The sequence below is a fragment of the Rhizobium sp. SYY.PMSO genome (genome assembly GCF_046840415.1).
Lineage (GTDB): Bacteria > Pseudomonadota > Alphaproteobacteria > Rhizobiales > Rhizobiaceae > Rhizobium.
The window spans coordinates 806,428-823,879 of the sequence record NZ_CP177351.1 but is presented as its reverse complement, the minus strand read 5'-3'; the positions used below and the strand labels follow the sequence as shown (position 1 = coordinate 823,879).

The 17,452-nt window shown below is 63.3% G+C and carries 5 protein-coding genes and 1 pseudogene; 1 reads left to right on the top strand and 5 read right to left on the bottom strand.

Translation table 11 applies throughout. From position 1 onward, the window contains the following. Nucleotides 1-45: 45 nt before the first annotated feature. On the bottom strand, nt 46-537 hold the full coding sequence (locus ACJJVH_RS30500; RefSeq protein WP_412066281.1) for a hypothetical protein: 492 nt from the start codon (nt 535-537) through the stop codon (nt 46-48). A 195-nt stretch (nt 538-732) separates the two neighbouring features. Next, nucleotides 733-1,785 carry a response regulator transcription factor gene (locus tag ACJJVH_RS30495; protein WP_412066948.1) on the bottom strand — a complete coding sequence of 351 codons (1,053 nt, stop codon included), beginning with the start codon at nt 1,783-1,785 and terminating at the stop codon, nt 733-735. Between the two features lie 734 nt (nt 1,786-2,519). On the opposite strand from ACJJVH_RS30495, the pseudogene ACJJVH_RS30490 reads away from it, so the two are divergent. Then, nucleotides 2,520-2,714, top strand: a pseudogene (locus tag ACJJVH_RS30490) (DUF982 domain-containing protein); the annotation flags it as partial. Between the two features lie 285 nt (nt 2,715-2,999). On the opposite strand, the gene ACJJVH_RS30485 reads toward ACJJVH_RS30490, so the two are convergent. Genes ACJJVH_RS30485 through ACJJVH_RS30475 form a run of 3 tightly spaced genes read right to left on the bottom strand, consistent with a single transcriptional unit; the run spans nt 3,000 to nt 17,273 of the window. After that, on the bottom strand, nt 3,000-6,290 hold the full coding sequence (locus tag ACJJVH_RS30485; protein ID WP_412066280.1) for a hypothetical protein: 3,291 nt from the start codon (nt 6,288-6,290) through the stop codon (nt 3,000-3,002). Nucleotides 6,291-6,300: 10 nt separating this feature from the next. Then, nucleotides 6,301-10,011, bottom strand: a complete 3,711-nt coding sequence (locus ACJJVH_RS30480) for a hypothetical protein (protein ID WP_412066279.1) — start codon at nt 10,009-10,011, stop codon at nt 6,301-6,303. After that, nucleotides 10,011-17,273: a cadherin-like beta sandwich domain-containing protein gene (locus tag ACJJVH_RS30475; protein WP_412066278.1), complete on the bottom strand. Its 7,263-nt coding sequence runs from the start codon at nt 17,271-17,273 to the stop codon at nt 10,011-10,013. The genes ACJJVH_RS30480 and ACJJVH_RS30475 overlap by 1 nt, the downstream gene beginning before the upstream one ends. Between the last annotated feature and the right edge of the window lie 179 nt (nt 17,274-17,452).

Here is a 17,452-nt window from a genome sequence, read left to right as displayed (position 1 = left end):
CTTACAAGAGGTGCTTGCAGTTGAATAGATGGCATAAAAGCACAATCATGCCTTTTCAACCGAGGATGGTTCATTCGCAACAATCCAGTTTTGTCTGATTGTAGTGGAGTGAACCCCTCGGGCTGGACCACGGGACCGGAAAAACTGATACGCTTTAAGGGCCTCAGTCGGAAAAGGCTCATGAAGTCCAGAGGACCATATCGACGACAATCGGCACCGTTCGAGCTGCAGCTTTGTCAGAATATCCGCAACGGTGTTATCAGGCGGCGTGACGCGTAGCGCACTTACGACGTCTCGGCCAACCTCATTCAGTTGTGGCTGACGCAATTCAATCGCGGCGAACTCACCGGGGAAGAAGCCGAGGCGAGCGTCATCGCTGAATATGAGGCGCAGACCGCGGCGGCTGGAACGCAAGGTCGGCCAGCTCACGATGGAGCGGACCTGGTAAAAAACACCGCACCAGCCGATCGCCGGTAATGAAAAACCCTCCATCGTCACCGGCCCGCCCGCGGCCTGCTCCGTCAGACTGGGGTGCAAAATGATCGACCTCCCGAGAAGCATCTAGTAATACCGACTATTACCGATCGACGGTACAGCCTTTGCGTCTCTGCGATGCCGAACTCGTTGCAATCATCGAGGGCATTCAGGACGCATGGTCCTGCTATGGGTACCGGCGCGTAATGTACGAGCTTCACCGGCGAAGCCACCTCACGGCAGAATGCGCTCGCCCCCTCATTGCGGGAAAAGTGGGCTGCCGTGCGCTGCGACCTCCTTGATGAGATCGGAACGGCGCCGTGTGCCTGTCTTGCGGAAGAGCGAGGCGAAATGGCTTTTGACGGTGGGCACCGTGATGCCGAGGGCGGCTGCTATTTCGCTTGCGCTACCCATCGTCATCGCCGCTTGCAGGATCCTGATCTCGGCTGGCGACAAACGGTGGAGCTTCGCGACGACTTCGATACCCGATATGATCGGAATCTCGGCCCGGCGGATGAAAACTGCAGCGCTGGCCGAAAAGCCCAGACTTGCTTTCTGGCGCGCACCGGACGCCAATGGCAGCACATGGGCCAGGAAACGCACCCCGGTTGTATTCGTCAGCACGATCGATGGCCGCGCATCGCCGAGCGCCAGGTCGTTCCGAGTGCTTGCTGCAAGCAGTGCCGCTTGAAGCAAGCGGTCGGTCGCCGGATCGCAGGCTTTCAGGATGCCGTCCTGTTCCTTCACGATTTCCCTCGCATCAAGAAACTTGCGTCCCATTTCGTTGATGAAGTCGAGGCGGCCCGCCGGATCGACGAGAAATGCGCCGGCTGAAACCGCTCCCAGCAGGGCGTCAAGCTTCGCCGTGCTGGCGCGCTGCGTATCGATCTCGCGCCCGATCATCGCAGCGCGTCTTACATGAGGCACGATCAGTGCCATCTTTCGACGGACTTCTTGATCGGTATAACCTTGTGCGCGGCTGCGGCGGATGGAGAAGGATGATGCGCTTGTCGGATATCGATGAAGGTTTGCGCCGGCGAAATCGATAAAGCCCTGCGGCGAAACCCATTCCTTGAAAAAGCGCGTCTGCTGGAACTCTTCATGCGGCATGAAATCAATGCCGCTGAAAACGACACCCGGCTCAACGAATACGGCGGCGGGAAAAAGTGGGTTCAGATGGACGTAATGCTCCAGATAGCTCGCGATGGCTTCCGGCGAATCCCCGTGGTGGTGCAAGACCATCGCTGACTGTGTCACCGGATCCTGCCAGAACATATTGGCCGCTGCCGCATTAAGGAACACGCAGGCCATCTCCAAGGCATTCGGCCAACCGTCGGGATCAAGGGCCGCATCATAGAAGGCGCCGACCAGGCGTGAGAGCTGCTCGGTCTCTGTCATATCCATGCCAGAATGCCCCCGTTCAGTGTCGTTATGAGTGAGTCAAAAGCCGTTGAACACGATATAGCCATCCCCGAGTTGATCATCGCGAACACGGCCGTCATTTCCAGCGAAAGCCTCCAAGGTTAACACCTTTCGGCTTGGGGCAATCAGGATAACCCGTCCCTCTGTAATCAAGTTCGCAATGGGAGTTCCACTCTTATAGAGCTGAAGATCTTCCGGGAACCTAAAGAAATAGCCTCCGATTGCGTTGTATTCCCTTTCTATAGGCAGGAACCGGCAATGGAAGCTTTCTCCGGGAAACTTTACAGATGGCTGCTTGGGCCATTGTGCTCAGCAGCCTGGGCACTATGGCTCATTGTCACATTTCCTGCCAAGGCTCCCAAAAGAGCGCCGGCGACCAATGACCTACGGCTAAATCTCATCTCTTTACCTTCCGCGCCAGGCGTGATGCTGGTGCTGGTAACTCGATGATGAATTTGCGACCAGTGTTTGGCTGGCGGCTAAAGATGCATAAGAAATTGACGGCGAGGCATCAACGCCGGAGCCGGCGTCGCAGGTCGATATTGCTTGAACCAAGCGGCTTGCTGATGCGACAGTCGTCGTACAAAGGAACTACGCCAAAGATGTCATCATAATGCACCTGCGAGTGGCCGGCATCGCTTAGGGACAGCGCCCATTCGGTCGCATTGAAGGCCTGCGGCGCGGTTTTGCGTGGCGAGATCGAAGCGGAAACTGCGCGCGGCTTGTTCGCTGCGTTCGCCGAAGAACACGATTTGCTGGCGCCGAAGATTGATGGGGTCGTCGCGTTTCCGCGGCAAGACAAAGATCCGCACGTTCGTTGGGCGCTCTATACGTACGATATGTTGCAACAGGCCGCGCCCAATGTCGTGGTCGCCCCGACCTCACCATGCCAGTCAGGCCGGATCAGAGCACCGGCGATCACGGCGGTGACGACGCCGGCGAGTGGCTGCGGGTCCCCGCTATGCGTGACGGAGCGAGAGGTGCTGTGTGACCTTCGTGCTGCACTAATTTTGAAAAGCCGAGTTTATCCACCGCTTCGCCAGCCGCAGCTCTTCGATCGATTCAAGGGGATCGATGTGCAAGGCAGCATATGGAAGGTTTGCCTACACGATCGCCGATCCACCGCCCAGAGTGGCAGCCAGCGTGTTGACCCAGGCTTGGCCAACGAGGCCGTCCGGGTCAGCGACGGATGCCGGGTGGGCTATGGCGCTTTCGGGTGCCAATGGATCGGGGCCTGCCCACAACGGAAGAAGTTTCGTGCGATGGCCGGCCGCCAGGCAATCGGCAAAGGCCTCGTGGGCGGTGATCGGATTGTGGAGGCGCACCCAGTCACCGCTTGGCGCGCCGACGATATTGGGCGGGGCTCCGCCGCCGACCGGCGTAGGACCGACGCCAAGATGGGTCGCCATCAGCGCCTTACGGTGGTTCCGGATGGCGGTGCTCGCGCCGCGATCGAGCAGCCAGTCGGTCAGGACGACATCGTTGGAGCCGTCGAAGGTCAGGCCGCGACGGCTGAGAGAGGAGGCTCCGGTCATACACCAGACGTCGTCGACGATGACAGTCGAGCTGTGGATCGTCATCGGGCGCCCCGGCATGCCAACCGGGTGCGCGATGATGAAGCGTGGTCGGGTTGTGTTGAGGCCGTCCATCGGTTCCGGCGCAAAGCCTGCGAATGTGGCGGCGAGCTGATTGCGCGCGGCGTAGAAATAGGCCGAAAACGGATGGTAATTCGGGCCGAACGGCGTCTCGCGCGGCGTCAGGATGATCACCCGCAGGCGTGGTTCCTGGCGCATGCGCAGAGCCAGTTCCCCGAGAACGTCAGCCGCTGCCGCCGGGTCGGGCGGCGCTCCGTTGCCGGTGGCAGTCATCGAGAGCAGGGGCGTTTCAATATAAACGAGTTCGCGGGCATGCGCGAAGGCACGTCGCAGCGCCCATTGACTATCGCGCCGGCCGTAATTGGCACTGCGCAACTCGCGGCCGATCTGCCGATGCAGTTCTGTATCATTCGGCGTGGTCACCCAGTTGCCGAGTTGGTTTGTCACCCAGTTCACGGCCGCCGGCAGGTCGTTGTCGGGAATGATCGCAAGCTCCGGTGTTTCGACGTAAGCCGGCACGGTCTGCAGCAGCGCCGCCGCGATGGTGGTGGGCGCGGCGGGCGGCGCGGGCGGAACCGACGTGGCGTTGGCCTGCAGCATAAGCCAGTTGTTGGGCAGGCCGGCGATCGGCCCGCTGGTGAAGACAGCGGCAACGTCGGCGGTGGGCACAATCGGCCGCGCCCGATGCGCCGCCGCGACCCACAGGTCGAACCCGAGCTGGCTTGTAGCGGTAATGGCAGGTGCATGCACTTCATGCATGCCGGCCCCGCCGGGATTGGCAAGGCGAGGGGACTGCACGTCCGTCTCGCTCGTCAGCCAGCCGCCGGTCAGGAAGGCGCGATAAAGGTCGGGGCCGGCTGCGGGTAGCAACTGGAGTGCAAACAGGCTCTCGTTGCGGGACATGGTCGGCAGGCGCGGCGCCTCGCGCGGATTGGCGTCCGTGGTCAGCGAGCGCACGATAGCCTGCATGAAAGCGATGGGGTCTCCCAGCGCGCTGGCGAGCGGAAACGGTCCGGGCGAAGGCGCGCCAATCATCGGGTTGCGCGACCAGCCGCGCCAGAACATCGCCGAGAGGATATTTCCGGGCGGCGGAGCGGGGGCGGCAACATCGGGACCGACAGACCACTGGAGATTGCCGATCAGCTTCACCCTGGCGACCTGCGGGTTGCCGGCCGCATCGGGCCCCGGTTGCCAGGTGGCGGCAGCGTCCACCCGAAGTGTCGGCGTCTGAGCGGGGCGCACGGCATTGGGGCCAAGCGCGAAGGGATCGACGAGCCGCAATGTATCGTTTGCGCCGGTGGTGATCAGCCCCGGTCCGTCGGCGCGACGCAACAGCGGTTGCTCGTCGGGGCTGATACCCATCTTGATCTGAAGCGGATAGAGGCGGATCGCAATCCCTGCCGGCAGGGCGGTGGATAACGTCACCAGCACGTCGTTCGTGCCGGCGATCCAGTTTGCGCTGCCGCCGGTGCGCAAGGGGGCAAGCGAGGTGAGTACGGCGGCGTCATTGCCGGGGATCTGGATTGCAGCGGGAGCAAGAGGCCAGGCACCTGCCGGGCCGGGCGCGGTCGGAAACGGCCAGTTGCCATCGATGAACGGGCTTGCGGCAAACATCGGCCCGGTGTTGAAGGCGGCCGCCGGATTGCCGCCCTGCAGATTAAGGATGACCTGTCCCATCCAGCCGAGCGCCGAACGTCCGTCCGGTAGAAGCGTGACCGGGCTTCCCTCGCGGATTTGCGGCTTGTCGGAGACCTGTGTCCGGATATCCGGCGGCGGCAACCCGTCGCGAGGCGCGGCACTCCAGTTGCCGAGCAGATGGAATTCGGGATCGCAGACGACGACGCGCAGCGTATCGCGAACCGGAACCTGCGGACCGGCCGCCGGCCAGCTCAGCGGCGTCGAGTTCATACGCCCCAGCGGATGCCAGCCGAAGCGAATGAGCGTCGGGATCGCCGTAGCAGTCATTCCGCTGGCGAGGGCAATATCGCCGGCCAGTGTCAGCTGTTGACCGGAAGGCCAGGCGTGCAGCAGGCCGTCGCCGACGGGATCCACTTGAGTCAGGGAACCGGGCTGTCCGGAATAGATGCTGATACTGCTGATCTGGCCCGGCGGCGCCTGCCACGGCCTGCCATGCAGGTCGATGGCATGGATGAACTGCCCCGGCGCGGTATTGGCGATCGCCAACGGCGTTCCGGTCGGTGTCCCGGCAGGAACGTTGGTTGGCATCGGCGTTTGGTCGGCCGGCGCCCCGGCCAGCACCGCCGCGACGGCTCCGGCGAAAGCCAGGGGATCGATCGGCAGGCCGTGATCGTCGAACATATAAACCGTGCCGGCCGGCATGGTGAGATCGCCGGCAGCGCAGATCTGCGGCACGGTGAATGTCGCCGACGGGTTGTTGATCAGGATGATCGACGGGACGGGTCGGATCGACTGGTCTATAGGTGTGGCGCCTGCCGGCTGCAGATTGGCCACCATCAGGCGTTCGAGCCGCAGCCGTGCCTGAGGGTGGATCTTGAAAAGAACGGCCGCGGGACCGCCGGCCTGCCACTGCGTTCCGTCGTAACAGGTCAGGCCCAGCCCGCTCGGATTGGGCTCTGCCATGATCATGCCGGCGATCGGTGCGAACCAGTTCGCCGTGACGGTGAAGCTGAGATCCGCAAGATTTGCGGTGGGCACCGCCTGTGTCCAGACCTGTGAGAGCAATGGGGCGCCAAGCCCGAGTGCCGCGACGCCATCGGTATTCAGCCGGTTGCGGATATCGGCTTGCCCTGCGACGGTGAAAGTAACAGGTCTGATCATCGCATGCCCCTCAAGTGCTTGTCGCCTGGCGGTTGATTGACTGGCCGGTGCTGTTGGTGAGCGCGACTGCGATCGCAAGCGGTGTCGTGCTACGGACCCAGATGACGAACTGGCCGGCTTTGCCGACGCGGGTCGCCAGCCACGCGCCTTTGAACTCGGCCGGCGTCGGCACGTCGGCCACCGTCTTGACGACCGGGATGGTCGAAATGGCGACGCTGCGCGTCGTCCAGGTCTGCAGCAGTCCCGTCGCGGGGCGGTGGCGCAGCGAAAGCGTCCAGTCATGGCTTGCATTGAGGGCGGCGGGTGCGTTGCAGACCAAACCGATCCATACCGCGCGATCTGTCGGCGTGTTGTGCCGCGCCACAGTGAGGTTCGCGATGACGGGTTTGACATCGGCCACATAGGCCGGCAGTTGCATCACCCGATGCGTCGCGCGCGACATCGGGTCGGCCAGGTCGATCGATAGGGAAAGAGGCGCGCCGTTCTCGCGGGCAAGCTGCAGATAGAGCTCGTCACCGACATAACCGATCGCGTTGGCTGTCCCCAGCAGCGTATCGAGCGAGGCGAAGCGCTCCAACCCGGAAAGTGGTGAGGAGCCTCGCACGAGCGGTTCGGTGGCCTGCTGCACGACCCAGGCCAGCATATGGTCGCCGATCCCGGTTCCGTCGCGCGGACCATCTGTGTCGATCCGCACTACCGCCCGGTTCGCGGTACGGCGATCGGTCACCTCCACGAGGTTGAGAACCGGCGGCCCGGACGGCGGGTAGAGCAGGTCGAACGGATGGGAGGCCTCTGAATCCACGGCCATACCGGCAATATCCCGGTCGTCGGCATAACGGGCGACGGCCCGATACTGAACCCATTGCCAACCCGGTGCCGCACCGGCGTCGGTGAATTCGGCTCGTTGCCGGGCAGTCGGATCAGCCGCCCGTCGTTGCTGCCAGTCAGCGAGATCGGGGGCCGCGACGCCGACCTTCTGCATCGTCACCGTCTGGCGGGCAAGGATCGGCTTTGCCGTGCGGTAGAGAGAGATCGATGCGGCCGGCCGCATGCCGGCAACGGACACGGTGATCCGGGGCGGGCCACCCGACGAGGCTGTACCCTGAAGCTCCGGCGGTGGCGGCTGCAGGGGACGCGGAATGGCATAGGCGAGGAAGCCGCGCCGGCCATCGGTGCCGGCATTGGGCCACTCCGAGACGACATTGTTTTCACTGATGCCTACGACGATGAAGCAATGGATCAACCGGCTGCCGCGGGGCAGCAGTGCTTCGTAGCGCATCTTTGCGTTCGGCTGGGCCGGTGCCATTATCGGCTGCTCGCCAAGCTTGCGATAGGCGGCTTTCAGGGACGGATGGTTGGCCGGATCGGCATAGAGATCGAACAGATATTGCATGCGGTCGCCATAACCCGCGGTCAAGATCGGGCCGGGCTTGCCGCAGGCTGCCCTGAGTGCCGCTTCGGTCGCCTCGAAGACACGATAACCCCAGGCCCCGGTCGCCTGCCATTCGACGGACGCAAGCGACAGCCCCGCTGCATCCGGCAGAGACGCCCAGACAGGATACTCGACCGGAGGAGGGGTTGGCGTCGGAGGCGGCAGGGGATTGGGCGCAATCACCATTTCGCGCGCATGGCCCCATACGGTAGGCCATTCGCCGGGCCGCACGGTTTCTTCGGCCTGAGCGTAGATGACGACAGCCTTTTCGCGCGCTCCGCCGTAAACGATTGGTAGGTCGCGCCATTCGACGCGATAGCGCCATTCCCGCGTTGCGAACGCCTCGCTTGGAGCCACCGGCGTTTCGTCAGCCTGCAGCGGCGTCACCGTCACGCCTGCAGGAACGCCGGTCGGCTGGCCTGATAGATCGAAGGTAATCATGCTGTCCGCCCGCGCCAGGCCGGGCTGCGGTGTTGTCGCCGGTTCTGGGAGCGGCTGAGGTGGGGCCGGCGGATCGAATACATCGACCACCAGCCGCATCCGGTGGCAGGTCCGTTCCGTGGCGTCCCAGACGACGACCGCCGAGGCTTTCAGGCGGCAGGGATCCTGATTGTTGGCGCCGGGTGACGCCTTTGCACGCGTGATCGTGATGATCGGCGTCTGGATATTGCCGGGGCCGAGCGCCAGCCAGGCCTTGCCCCATGGGCTCCATTGCCCAAACAGATCGACCGCCGCCACCGCGTATTGGTAATTGCTGGAGGAACCGGAAAAGGGCAGGGCAACGCCGCCGTCGCGCAGCGTCACTGTATCGGGCGACTGTGTCGGGTCCGGCGATTGATCCGGCGCGCGCACCGGCGCCACCGCGCCGACGGGAATCCAGCCGCCTTTCGGCCGTTCGCGCAGGCGGTACTGACCGGCCTGCGGCTTGTCGAAGCGGGCGATGGCATAGCCGCTCACCTGTGTCCTGCCGGGGAGGATCTTCACCCGCGGTGTTTCGATCTTGACCGCGCTGGTAAATTGCGCGTCGGGCCACGGCGCGCCCTCCACGAATGTGCTGGCGGGAAGAAGCGGTGAGGGCGCCGCCGGGGCGCTGCGGCGTCTGGGGGAAAGAACAACGGCCACGAGCTCGCGATCGTATTCCTGCTCGATGAGCTTAGTTGTCTTGTCGCTCCACGGCCATGGCGAGGGCTCCTTGACCGAGGCCTTCATCATGCCGTGCCATGGCGCCGTGATCATGAAATCGTCGTAACCGGCCGGCTCGCCGGTCATCTTGCCGAGTTCAGCCCCGGTGCCGAAACCGAGCGCCAAGCTGGCCCAGGTGTCGCTGGCAACGGCAAGCGTCAGCACCTGCAGCGGTCTGGTGACGATCTCGGAGCGTTCGATCTCGCTGCCAGGGCCGAACTTATAGGCGCCGTCTGCGACCAGCTGACTGAATTCCGGTAGTGGCCGGGGGGCGCGCTCCGCCCGATATTGGTCGCTCCCATGCGGCGGCCGGTGTGCGTCGAGAACGCCGACGAGGTCGGTGACGAGATCTGCGCCGAACTGCTCGACCAGGAGCTGAGGTTCCGGCATGACCCAGGGATCGAGTCCGAGAAGCGGACGCCAGCCGAGCACCGGTCCCCAGCGCTTCAACCGTCCGATCGCCGCATCGTAAGGTGTTGTCGGTGCGCCGGCAGGGCCTTGGCCGGATGAATGATAGTAGCTCGCCTCATCGAGTTCGTCGGGTATCGGCAGGCCGACATTCTCGACCTTTTCCCAGCCGTCTTCATTGGCCATGAAGAAAGCGGAGTGTCCCTTCGCCAAGATGACGCTGTCGGGCACGCTCACCCTGACGCCGAGCATCGGTCCGCCTTCCAGCACGATCACGCCCGGGCCGCCGGTCACGGTGGCGACAGGATCGTGATCGGCGCGCGACAGTCCGTAAGCGGTGACCTGTTCGGAGACTTCCAGTTCGATCCGCAGCATCTCGCTGACGCCGTCCCACCAGTAGGTATCGGCGGCAATGCGGCGCCAGAAGCTGATCTCCCGCGCCGGACCGCGTTTTTCCACGGGGCGACGCCAGACAGTGAAGGGTGCGAGCGGAATGCCGAGAACCGGATTGAGCACCCATCTCAGCGCAATGAAGGGCTCCGCGTTCTTGACGCGTCGCTCCGTTTCGGGATCGAACCGGCCGGGATTGGCCCAATCTTCTTTGGTGGACTCGCCCTGGGACATCGCCAGCGCACGGGCTTGATCGATGACGACCGCATCGAGAAACAGTTCGCCCGGAAGGCCAATCCGACGGGCCATTACACCACCTCCCAGATGGCTGCTTGCAGGGTCATGGTGAACAGGTCGATGTCGCTTGTGCCTTCCACTTCGCCCAGGAACGCGCTGTCATGGCGACGCAGCGAAAGGGAAATCGGCTTGCCGCGTCCTTCGGCCACCAGCGCGATGACGACGTTGAGGCCGGGCTGGCTGATGATCGTCAGGCCGGCCGAGCCGGGCACGTCAGCAGAAGCGACCACTTCGAGATAGGGCCTGTCCTCCATGACAATCACTTCGCGCTGCAGCCGCGGCTGTCCGGGCGGCTCGATATTGACCGGCTGTTTGCGCGTCCGGACCAGCGGTTCGGGAGTGCGCAACACCAGGACGCGAGGTTGCTGTGTCCCGCCGCTGCCGCTCCACATAACCTCGACTTCCGGGCTGGCGACGTCGAGAACCGGCCGCAGGCCGGCAGTGCCGAGCGCATCGTCGATCTGCGAGCGGGAAAGCGGCGCTGGCGCGCCGGCCAGCGCCTCGATCGCGCTGATGTCACCGGCGGGAAGCTCGGTGAAACGTGCCTGTCCCACTGAGGCGCACATTTCCTCGGGGTTTGCGTAACGAGATGTTACGAAAGAGCGCCGGAACATCGGCCGCGCCGGCTGGCGGGGTTCGGGCTGCGGCGAATCGACTGGCTCCACATCGAGAATATAGTCGGTCACAGGCTCAAGCAGCAGATTGAGATCAACGATCGTGTGACGGGTGACCGCGCCCAACGTATCGACGCAGGGTTTGTCGGCCAGAACGTCGCGGGCCATGTCTTCCCATGGCGTCAGGACGCTGCTGCCGACCAGCGGCTCGGCATTGATGGCGCCGCCGGTTACGGCAGCGGTGACCGCATCGTTGAGCAAGGCGATCGTGTTGGCGAAGCCCGGAGAGGTCGGACTGACATTCCGGAACGAGGACGCCCGGACCTTGGCCTGCAAGGCCACGCCATAGGTCTGGAACATGCTCAGCAGGTAATCGACTGACAGCACGATGCGCACCGGCGATCCGTAGAAATAGAAATTCTCGCCTTCGTCCGGGTCGGTCGTCAGCACCCAGGGATCAAGCCGGGACGGCAGGGTCTTCTCACCTTGCTCATCTTCACCCGGTGGGCGCACGACGCGCGGCGCAAGCGGCACCCGGTCGGTCCGGAACCTGTAGGTCTGGTCTCTCTGTTTCCAATCTAGCTGGCCGCCGCCATTCGCATCGCAGGTCGCGTATTCCCAGTCGATCCTCACGGCATATTCGGTGTCGGGCAACAGCAGCGCCGGCGGCGCGGCCATGGCGGTCAACCCGCCATTGATCTCGCTCTGCTGGTGGTTCTTGATGAGCGTTTCGGAATCGTGACGCACCAATTCGGCGGTTGCGAGCGTTTCGATCAGCGCAACGAGATAGCTCGGGCGGGGTATGCCGGCTTCCGTCAGAAGCTCGACGTCGTGGATGCCGAAATGGATATAGGCTGTCTCTTTCGGGACATCCGTCTCCGCCAGCACCACCGATCCCGGCCGGTCGCGGCGCGGGTCGGGGATGTCGAGGAAATCCAGGACCTCGAGGACCCGGCAGCGCCAGGGTTTTTCCGGGTCGAGCCATTCCTTGGGAACATCGTTCAACTTAGAGACGCGGCGGCTGATATCGCTGATGCCGATACGCGCCACGATGTTGCCGTTGCGGTCGAAGCAGCGCAGTTCCATCAGGCCCTTGTCGAGCACGATATTCGGCACGTAAAGGAGGCCGCGCAGCCTTGCGATTTCCCCGGTCGACAGGGCGACGATGTCGGCGAATTCGCCCGGCCGTTGCTCCATCTGGCCGTAGAGGCTGGCGAAGACATCGGCGAGCGGATGGTCGTTGAACAGTTCCTTCGGACCGACACGCAGGAAGGGCGCTTCCAGCACCCGTGCGAAGCAGCCGCGCTTTGGCGTGGCGAGACGCGTTTTCATGTTCGCTGCGATGAAGCTGTTGAGTGGCCCCATCTGCTCGGCAGTGCTCGTTGTTAGCAAGCTGTCGCGGATGGAGACATGACTGCCGGTGCTCAGAAGGCCGCCGGTCGCCAGATCGTCGCTCAGAAGCATCGTATTGATCTGCCGGGGACGTGGCCTGAATATGGGGCTTGGGATCTTGCCGCCGCAGCCTTGCGGGCAGGTGACAGGGCCGCCGATGATGCGGGCAGGCGAAATGTCCATGAACATGTCGGCCGCGCCGTCACCCGACCGCCACGTCTCGGCGATATCCAAGCGCAGTCTCGGCGGCGTATCGCGCGTCGTGCCCGGAGGATCGGGCCATGCGATGCCATCGACGATCCAGCCGGTTGGCGAGGGGCCGAGCGCGCTGTCGTGAAAGGTAAAGAGAACCGGGGCGGGCGGGGCTGCCGGGGTGCAAACCGTTTCCCAGTGCTGGGCAATGAAATCCTCGGCATGTTTGCTGCGCTCGACGGCGCTTGGATGGGCGTCCGGCACGCGGGTCAGGAGCGCCAGTTCGCGCTTGCTTTCCGGGCCGGGATTGGGGACGCTCGGCCACCAGACGACCGGCACGGCTCCCGGCGTCAGCGGGTTGTCGAGGGTGATCTTGCGGATGCGATAGGTGTAATAGGGTTCACCGCGCCGCACGGCCGGGCTCGTCGAACCGACCGGTGGACCAAGCGGTACCGTGAAGTCCGCATTATTCTGCCTGACTGCGAAAGCGCCGTCGACGCGTGGCGTGCAGTCGAAATGCAGGACGATGATGGAATCGATCGGCACCGCCTCGCCAGCCGGCACCGGTGCGCCCGGCAGGCCGCCGACATCCTCATGCGCATCCGCAAGCTTGCCGTCGATTGGCCGGTCGCTGCTGACGCCGCTCAGAAGCGCTGCCGACCGCGACTGGAGGCTGATGCCGGTCAGAAGCGGCGGCGGCTCAGGCGCCGAACTCGGTTTGGAGCCCAGCGTAACGTGCACCGATCCTTCCACATTGAAGAAGAAGCAATCGACCTTGCCATGCACTTCGCCGTCTATCTGCACGGTGTTTCGGGTTGGCTGATAGAGCTCGCCCGGATGGTCCGGGTCCGGAACGGGAGGCCCGTCCGGGATTTGCCCTGCGAGCACGCTGAGGCGGGCTGAAGCCTCGATGCTAACGACCCAGAGATGCAACTCGCCCCAGATCCTGAGCTCGCCGGAAAAGATTATCGGCGAGAAGCCGATGCCGAAATCCGCTGACCCGCCGACCGAGATATAAAGGCCCGATCCCTTGTCGCCCCAGATGAAGGATGCCGAAACGCCGGTCGCGAGCGAGAACCCGCCGAGCGGTGAAAGCGGGAAGAGCGTTGTCGCACCGCTGTCGTAGCTGTCCGGCGCGGTGTCCGGAATGCCCTTGCCGCGGATCATCACATAGCCGCGCGCTTTGAAAAGCTCGAAGAAAGTGACGCTCGCCGGCGCATACCAGGTGCCGGCGTCGATTGCGAAATGCGCCAGGTCCTCGAACGGGAAGATCGCCCTTACCGGCACATGGATCGACAGCATCGGCTTGATGTCGTAGTCGAACGTAAGTCCGATCGTGATGCGGCCGCGACCTAGATCGAGGTCGATGACGGCTAGGATGGTTGCGGTCGGATTGCCTTGCCGCGGCGGTCTGATCGCAAGGATCTTCGCCTTCATGACGAAGAGGACACGGGGGCCGGGCATTTCGTAGATCAGCATGCCCTTGACGTTGATGATGAAGCCCGCATCCATGGTGCCGAGCACTGCGCCGAGCCCGATCGCCCAGTTGTCGATATCTGGTATCCACCCCGTGATATCGGTTGGATTGCCGTTGACACGTATCAACCAGTCGAGCGCCGGTACAGGATCGGTCTCGCGCTCGTCGCGCCGGTGGTGCAGGGCGAAAAGTCCGCCGAACCCGTAGATGCCGAGGCCGGAATTGCCGAGCGCGATGGGAACCGGGAAATCCACCTCGAGCGTTATCAGGATCGCCGTTGCCTTGCGGGACGGATCCTGCTCGTCGGTCACCTGACGAACCGACAGCCCACCGGAGACGCGTACGCCGAGGCTCGGCAGAGAGACGTCGAGCTGGCCGGCAAAGCCGTTGTCGTAGATCGCGAGGTAGCCGCCGCCCTCGATCGCGCCGGCGATATCGATATGGACGCCGAGCGCGCTCACTGTTGGAACATGTCCGCCTTCAAGCGGAATTCGGATCGTCGTCTTGTCGATCGTGACGACGCCGAGATCCGCCTTCAGGTTGAGATCGAGCTCGATATTGACGGGGTTGGAGCGGGCGATGCGCGTGCCGGCGACCTGTAGAATATCGCCGAGCGGGCCGGGAACGGTGATGCCACCGCCACTCGGGATGTTGATCGTGTACCCCTTCGAGGAATCGAAGACCGGCACAATATCGTTGAATTGCGGCTGGTCCGACGTTGCGAACCCAACGGCCTTGTAGCGCACGGTGATCGGATTGTTCGGGTCGGTATCGATCAGCTTGGTGCTGCCGCCGAGATCGAGCGTGACGAGAAGCGCCACTTCCACATCGAGCAGCACGGCGACGCGCGTCCCGTTCGGATCGTGGCCGACGATGATCTCACCGCCATAGAAGGTGATGCGCGGCACATGGACGATATCGAGCGCGACGACCGCCAAAGGCAGAGCGGCGCCGGCCGCCAGCGCGACGATATTGCCCGGTACCGTGTCGGCGCTCGCGGTGGCGTCGAGAAGCGGGATCGTGGCGATCATCACGCCGAAGTAGTCGCGCCAGAAATTTTCCGGGACCGGCCCCGTGGCGACCGCCACGGGCGGTGGGGTCTGCAAGAAGCCGTCGCTATCCTGTTCGAAGAAACTGCCGCGCACTTCCCACCGCCCGACCGTACTGTCGAGCGTCAGCTGGAAGCGCATGTCCAGCACGCCGTCATTGGGATCGGAAAGTCTGCCGACCGGCAAGACTGTAGCGCCTTGGCCGCCACCCGGCGGGTTCTGCTGCTGCTTGACGCGGGTAAGGTAGGATTCCAGAACCGTGGTGATATCGATCTTAAGCCGCAGTTCCAGCGCGATGACCTTGTTGTGGTCGAGCTGCAGCCGGAGATGGAATTCCCTGAAGCGGAATTTCTCGTTGCCTGGGGCCTCGCGTTTGATGACTGGCGGCTTGAAGACCGGCGGAGCCGGCTTGCGCGGCGCGCGGATGATGCGGATTGCGGCATTGTAGGTCGTTTGGGTCGGGGGATTCTGGACGGCAATGCTGGCGATCACCCGCCGATACAGGCCGCGACCCGGTGCGCCGGGATAGTCCTGCTCCGGTGGCTGCTCGCCTCTCGGAAGGAAGGTCATCGCATTTGTAGCGCCTTTGCTCTCCAGGAGCTCCTGAATAACCCAGATCCGCCGTTGGGACAGCGCGACGTTATAATCCTCGAGCTTCTGGTTTTCCTTGCTGGCCTCACCGATCAGGGTAATCGCCGTGCCTGAATTCGCTTTGGCGATCGCCAGGAAGTCCGTGAAGGCGCTGCTCTTCTCCACAGGCTCCGTTGGTGGCGGGAATTTTCCGTCCGGATCGTGCGCGTCTTCTGAAGGATGGGTCTGGATGCGGTTGGATTGTTTTGAGAAGGCTTCCCATGCCGGATCGTTCGGATCGTCGACCGGCGCCTTCGGATTGGGCCGTAACGGCTGGTCGTACTGGAACTGTGCGTTGAACGTGGTGGTGCTGCCGGGTGCGGCCTGTTTGACGGTCCATGTCGCCGAGACGTCGATGTTCTTTCCATGCGCCAATGAAACCGACGCTCGGCCATTGACGAAATCGGCGAGCATGGCAACGCCGTTCGATTTCACTTCGACGGTGGCTTCCGGCGGTGTCACCAGAAGCGTGACGGCCTCCTGGCTCGGATAGTCGTATATCAGGATCGTATAGCCTGGAGGCCCGGCAGTTATGACTTCCGATATCGCAGGCTCGAAGGCCGCAACGATCCCGCCCTCTGGTGCGGTGAGCGATGGCGGCAGCAGATAGATCGGAATCTCCGCGACCCGCGACCGCTGGGTATGGACGTCGACGATCTCGATATGGATCGTGCGTTCGGTGACATCAGGTGTCAGCGTTATCGAAACTGGTTGATCGGTCTGCTGGGTATTGTCGATGCTTATATTGTAGGGTGGCTGGCCACCCGTCACATCGACCACCCATTGCGATTTGCGCGGCACCGGAGCAGGCGGAGACGTATAGGTCGGCAGCGGACCTCCGATCGTTCCGGTATCGAGTTCCGGCAGCGCGATCCGATCGACCATGCCGCCGAACTCGTCGTAAATGGTGATCGTGCCGGCCTGTGGTTTGTCGGGGTTGACGATATCCACGCCGAAGATCGCCGAAAGGCCGCCCTCCGGCCCAAGCCCGATCAGCAGCTCGCGGGCCGACACGTCGATGCTCATGCCCTTGGCGCCCGGCACCTTTACGAAGACGCGCACGTCGGGAAGATAGATACCCCTGAAATCGGCTCCGACGCCGTATTTGTCGAGCAGTTGCGGCGGCGTTTCGGTGCCCGACAGGTCAAGGATGACGCTGTTAAAGCCGAATCCCAGGACGTCGTCGGGCCCAAGCAGGGCATAGGGCGGCTGCATTCTGATCACCTCGCCGTAACCGGCGCCGGAAGGGTCGTCGATATCCTGTGCGGCAAAGGAATCGAGCGTCAGCGTCATCTGCGGATCGGCAGTGCCCGGTATCCCGGCAGTCTGGTCGAACGACAGCTTGATCTTCGGCAGCGTGACCGTGACTTCCGGATTGGTCGGATCGACCGCAAGCACGCCGTCTGGCTGCAGCAGCGCGCCGGTCAGGAAAGGCAGGTGCAGGGTTGCGGCATCGAGCAGGAGATCGAGATGGAAGACGGTGCCCGGCGCATCCGCGGCCGGCTGGCCAGGCGGCGGCATGCCCCGCCCGAAATTGCCAAGCAGCGTGCCGACCGCGGCATTGTTCAGCCCCGGCAAAATCTGGTCGGCGACCGGCGAGGATGTGCGGGGCGCGGTTAGCCGGAAGGTGATGGCGATGTCGGGCAGTTCCCAATAGGCGCCGGCCGTGCGCTGCGTCGTATGGTTGACGGTGGCGTTGGGAGCCCAGGTTATCGTTGCCGGCGGAACGTAACGCGGTGTGAAATTGTCGAGATCGGCGCTGAACCGCGCAATGCCGGAGATGCAGATGCCATTGTCGTCGAATGCCGTTTCGATCTCGGTGACGAACAGCGCGCTCAAGAGTTCGTGCCAGGGTTCGCCGATTGCGGCTCCGCCCATCACATAGGGACTGACGACATCCAGCAGCGCAAAACTCGGCATGGCATCCTCCGCGGATAAGCCTATGACCTCATGCGGCGCACCCACGCTGCACCCGACGACAGTTCACAGGATCCGCAAGGCGAGCCCATGATCGAACTCGCAACCTTCGATGGCGCTTTGATCAGCGCGCCAACATAATCAAAAACGATATATTCTAGGCAGGTAGATTGAAACCCGTA

What these genes read in the sequence shown, in the direction of transcription:
- ACJJVH_RS30495 (WP_412066948.1), bottom strand. Translation starts at nt 1,785, where the DNA reads ATGGCCTGCGTGTTCCTTAATGCGGCAGCGGCCAATATGTTCTGGCAG.
- ACJJVH_RS30485 (WP_412066280.1), bottom strand. Translation starts at nt 6,290, where the DNA reads ATGATCAGACCTGTTACTTTCACCGTCGCAGGGCAAGCCGATATCCGC.
- ACJJVH_RS30480 (WP_412066279.1), bottom strand. Translation starts at nt 10,011, where the DNA reads ATGGCCCGTCGGATTGGCCTTCCGGGCGAACTGTTTCTCGATGCGGTC.
- ACJJVH_RS30475 (WP_412066278.1), bottom strand. Translation starts at nt 17,273, where the DNA reads ATGCCGAGTTTTGCGCTGCTGGATGTCGTCAGTCCCTATGTGATGGGC.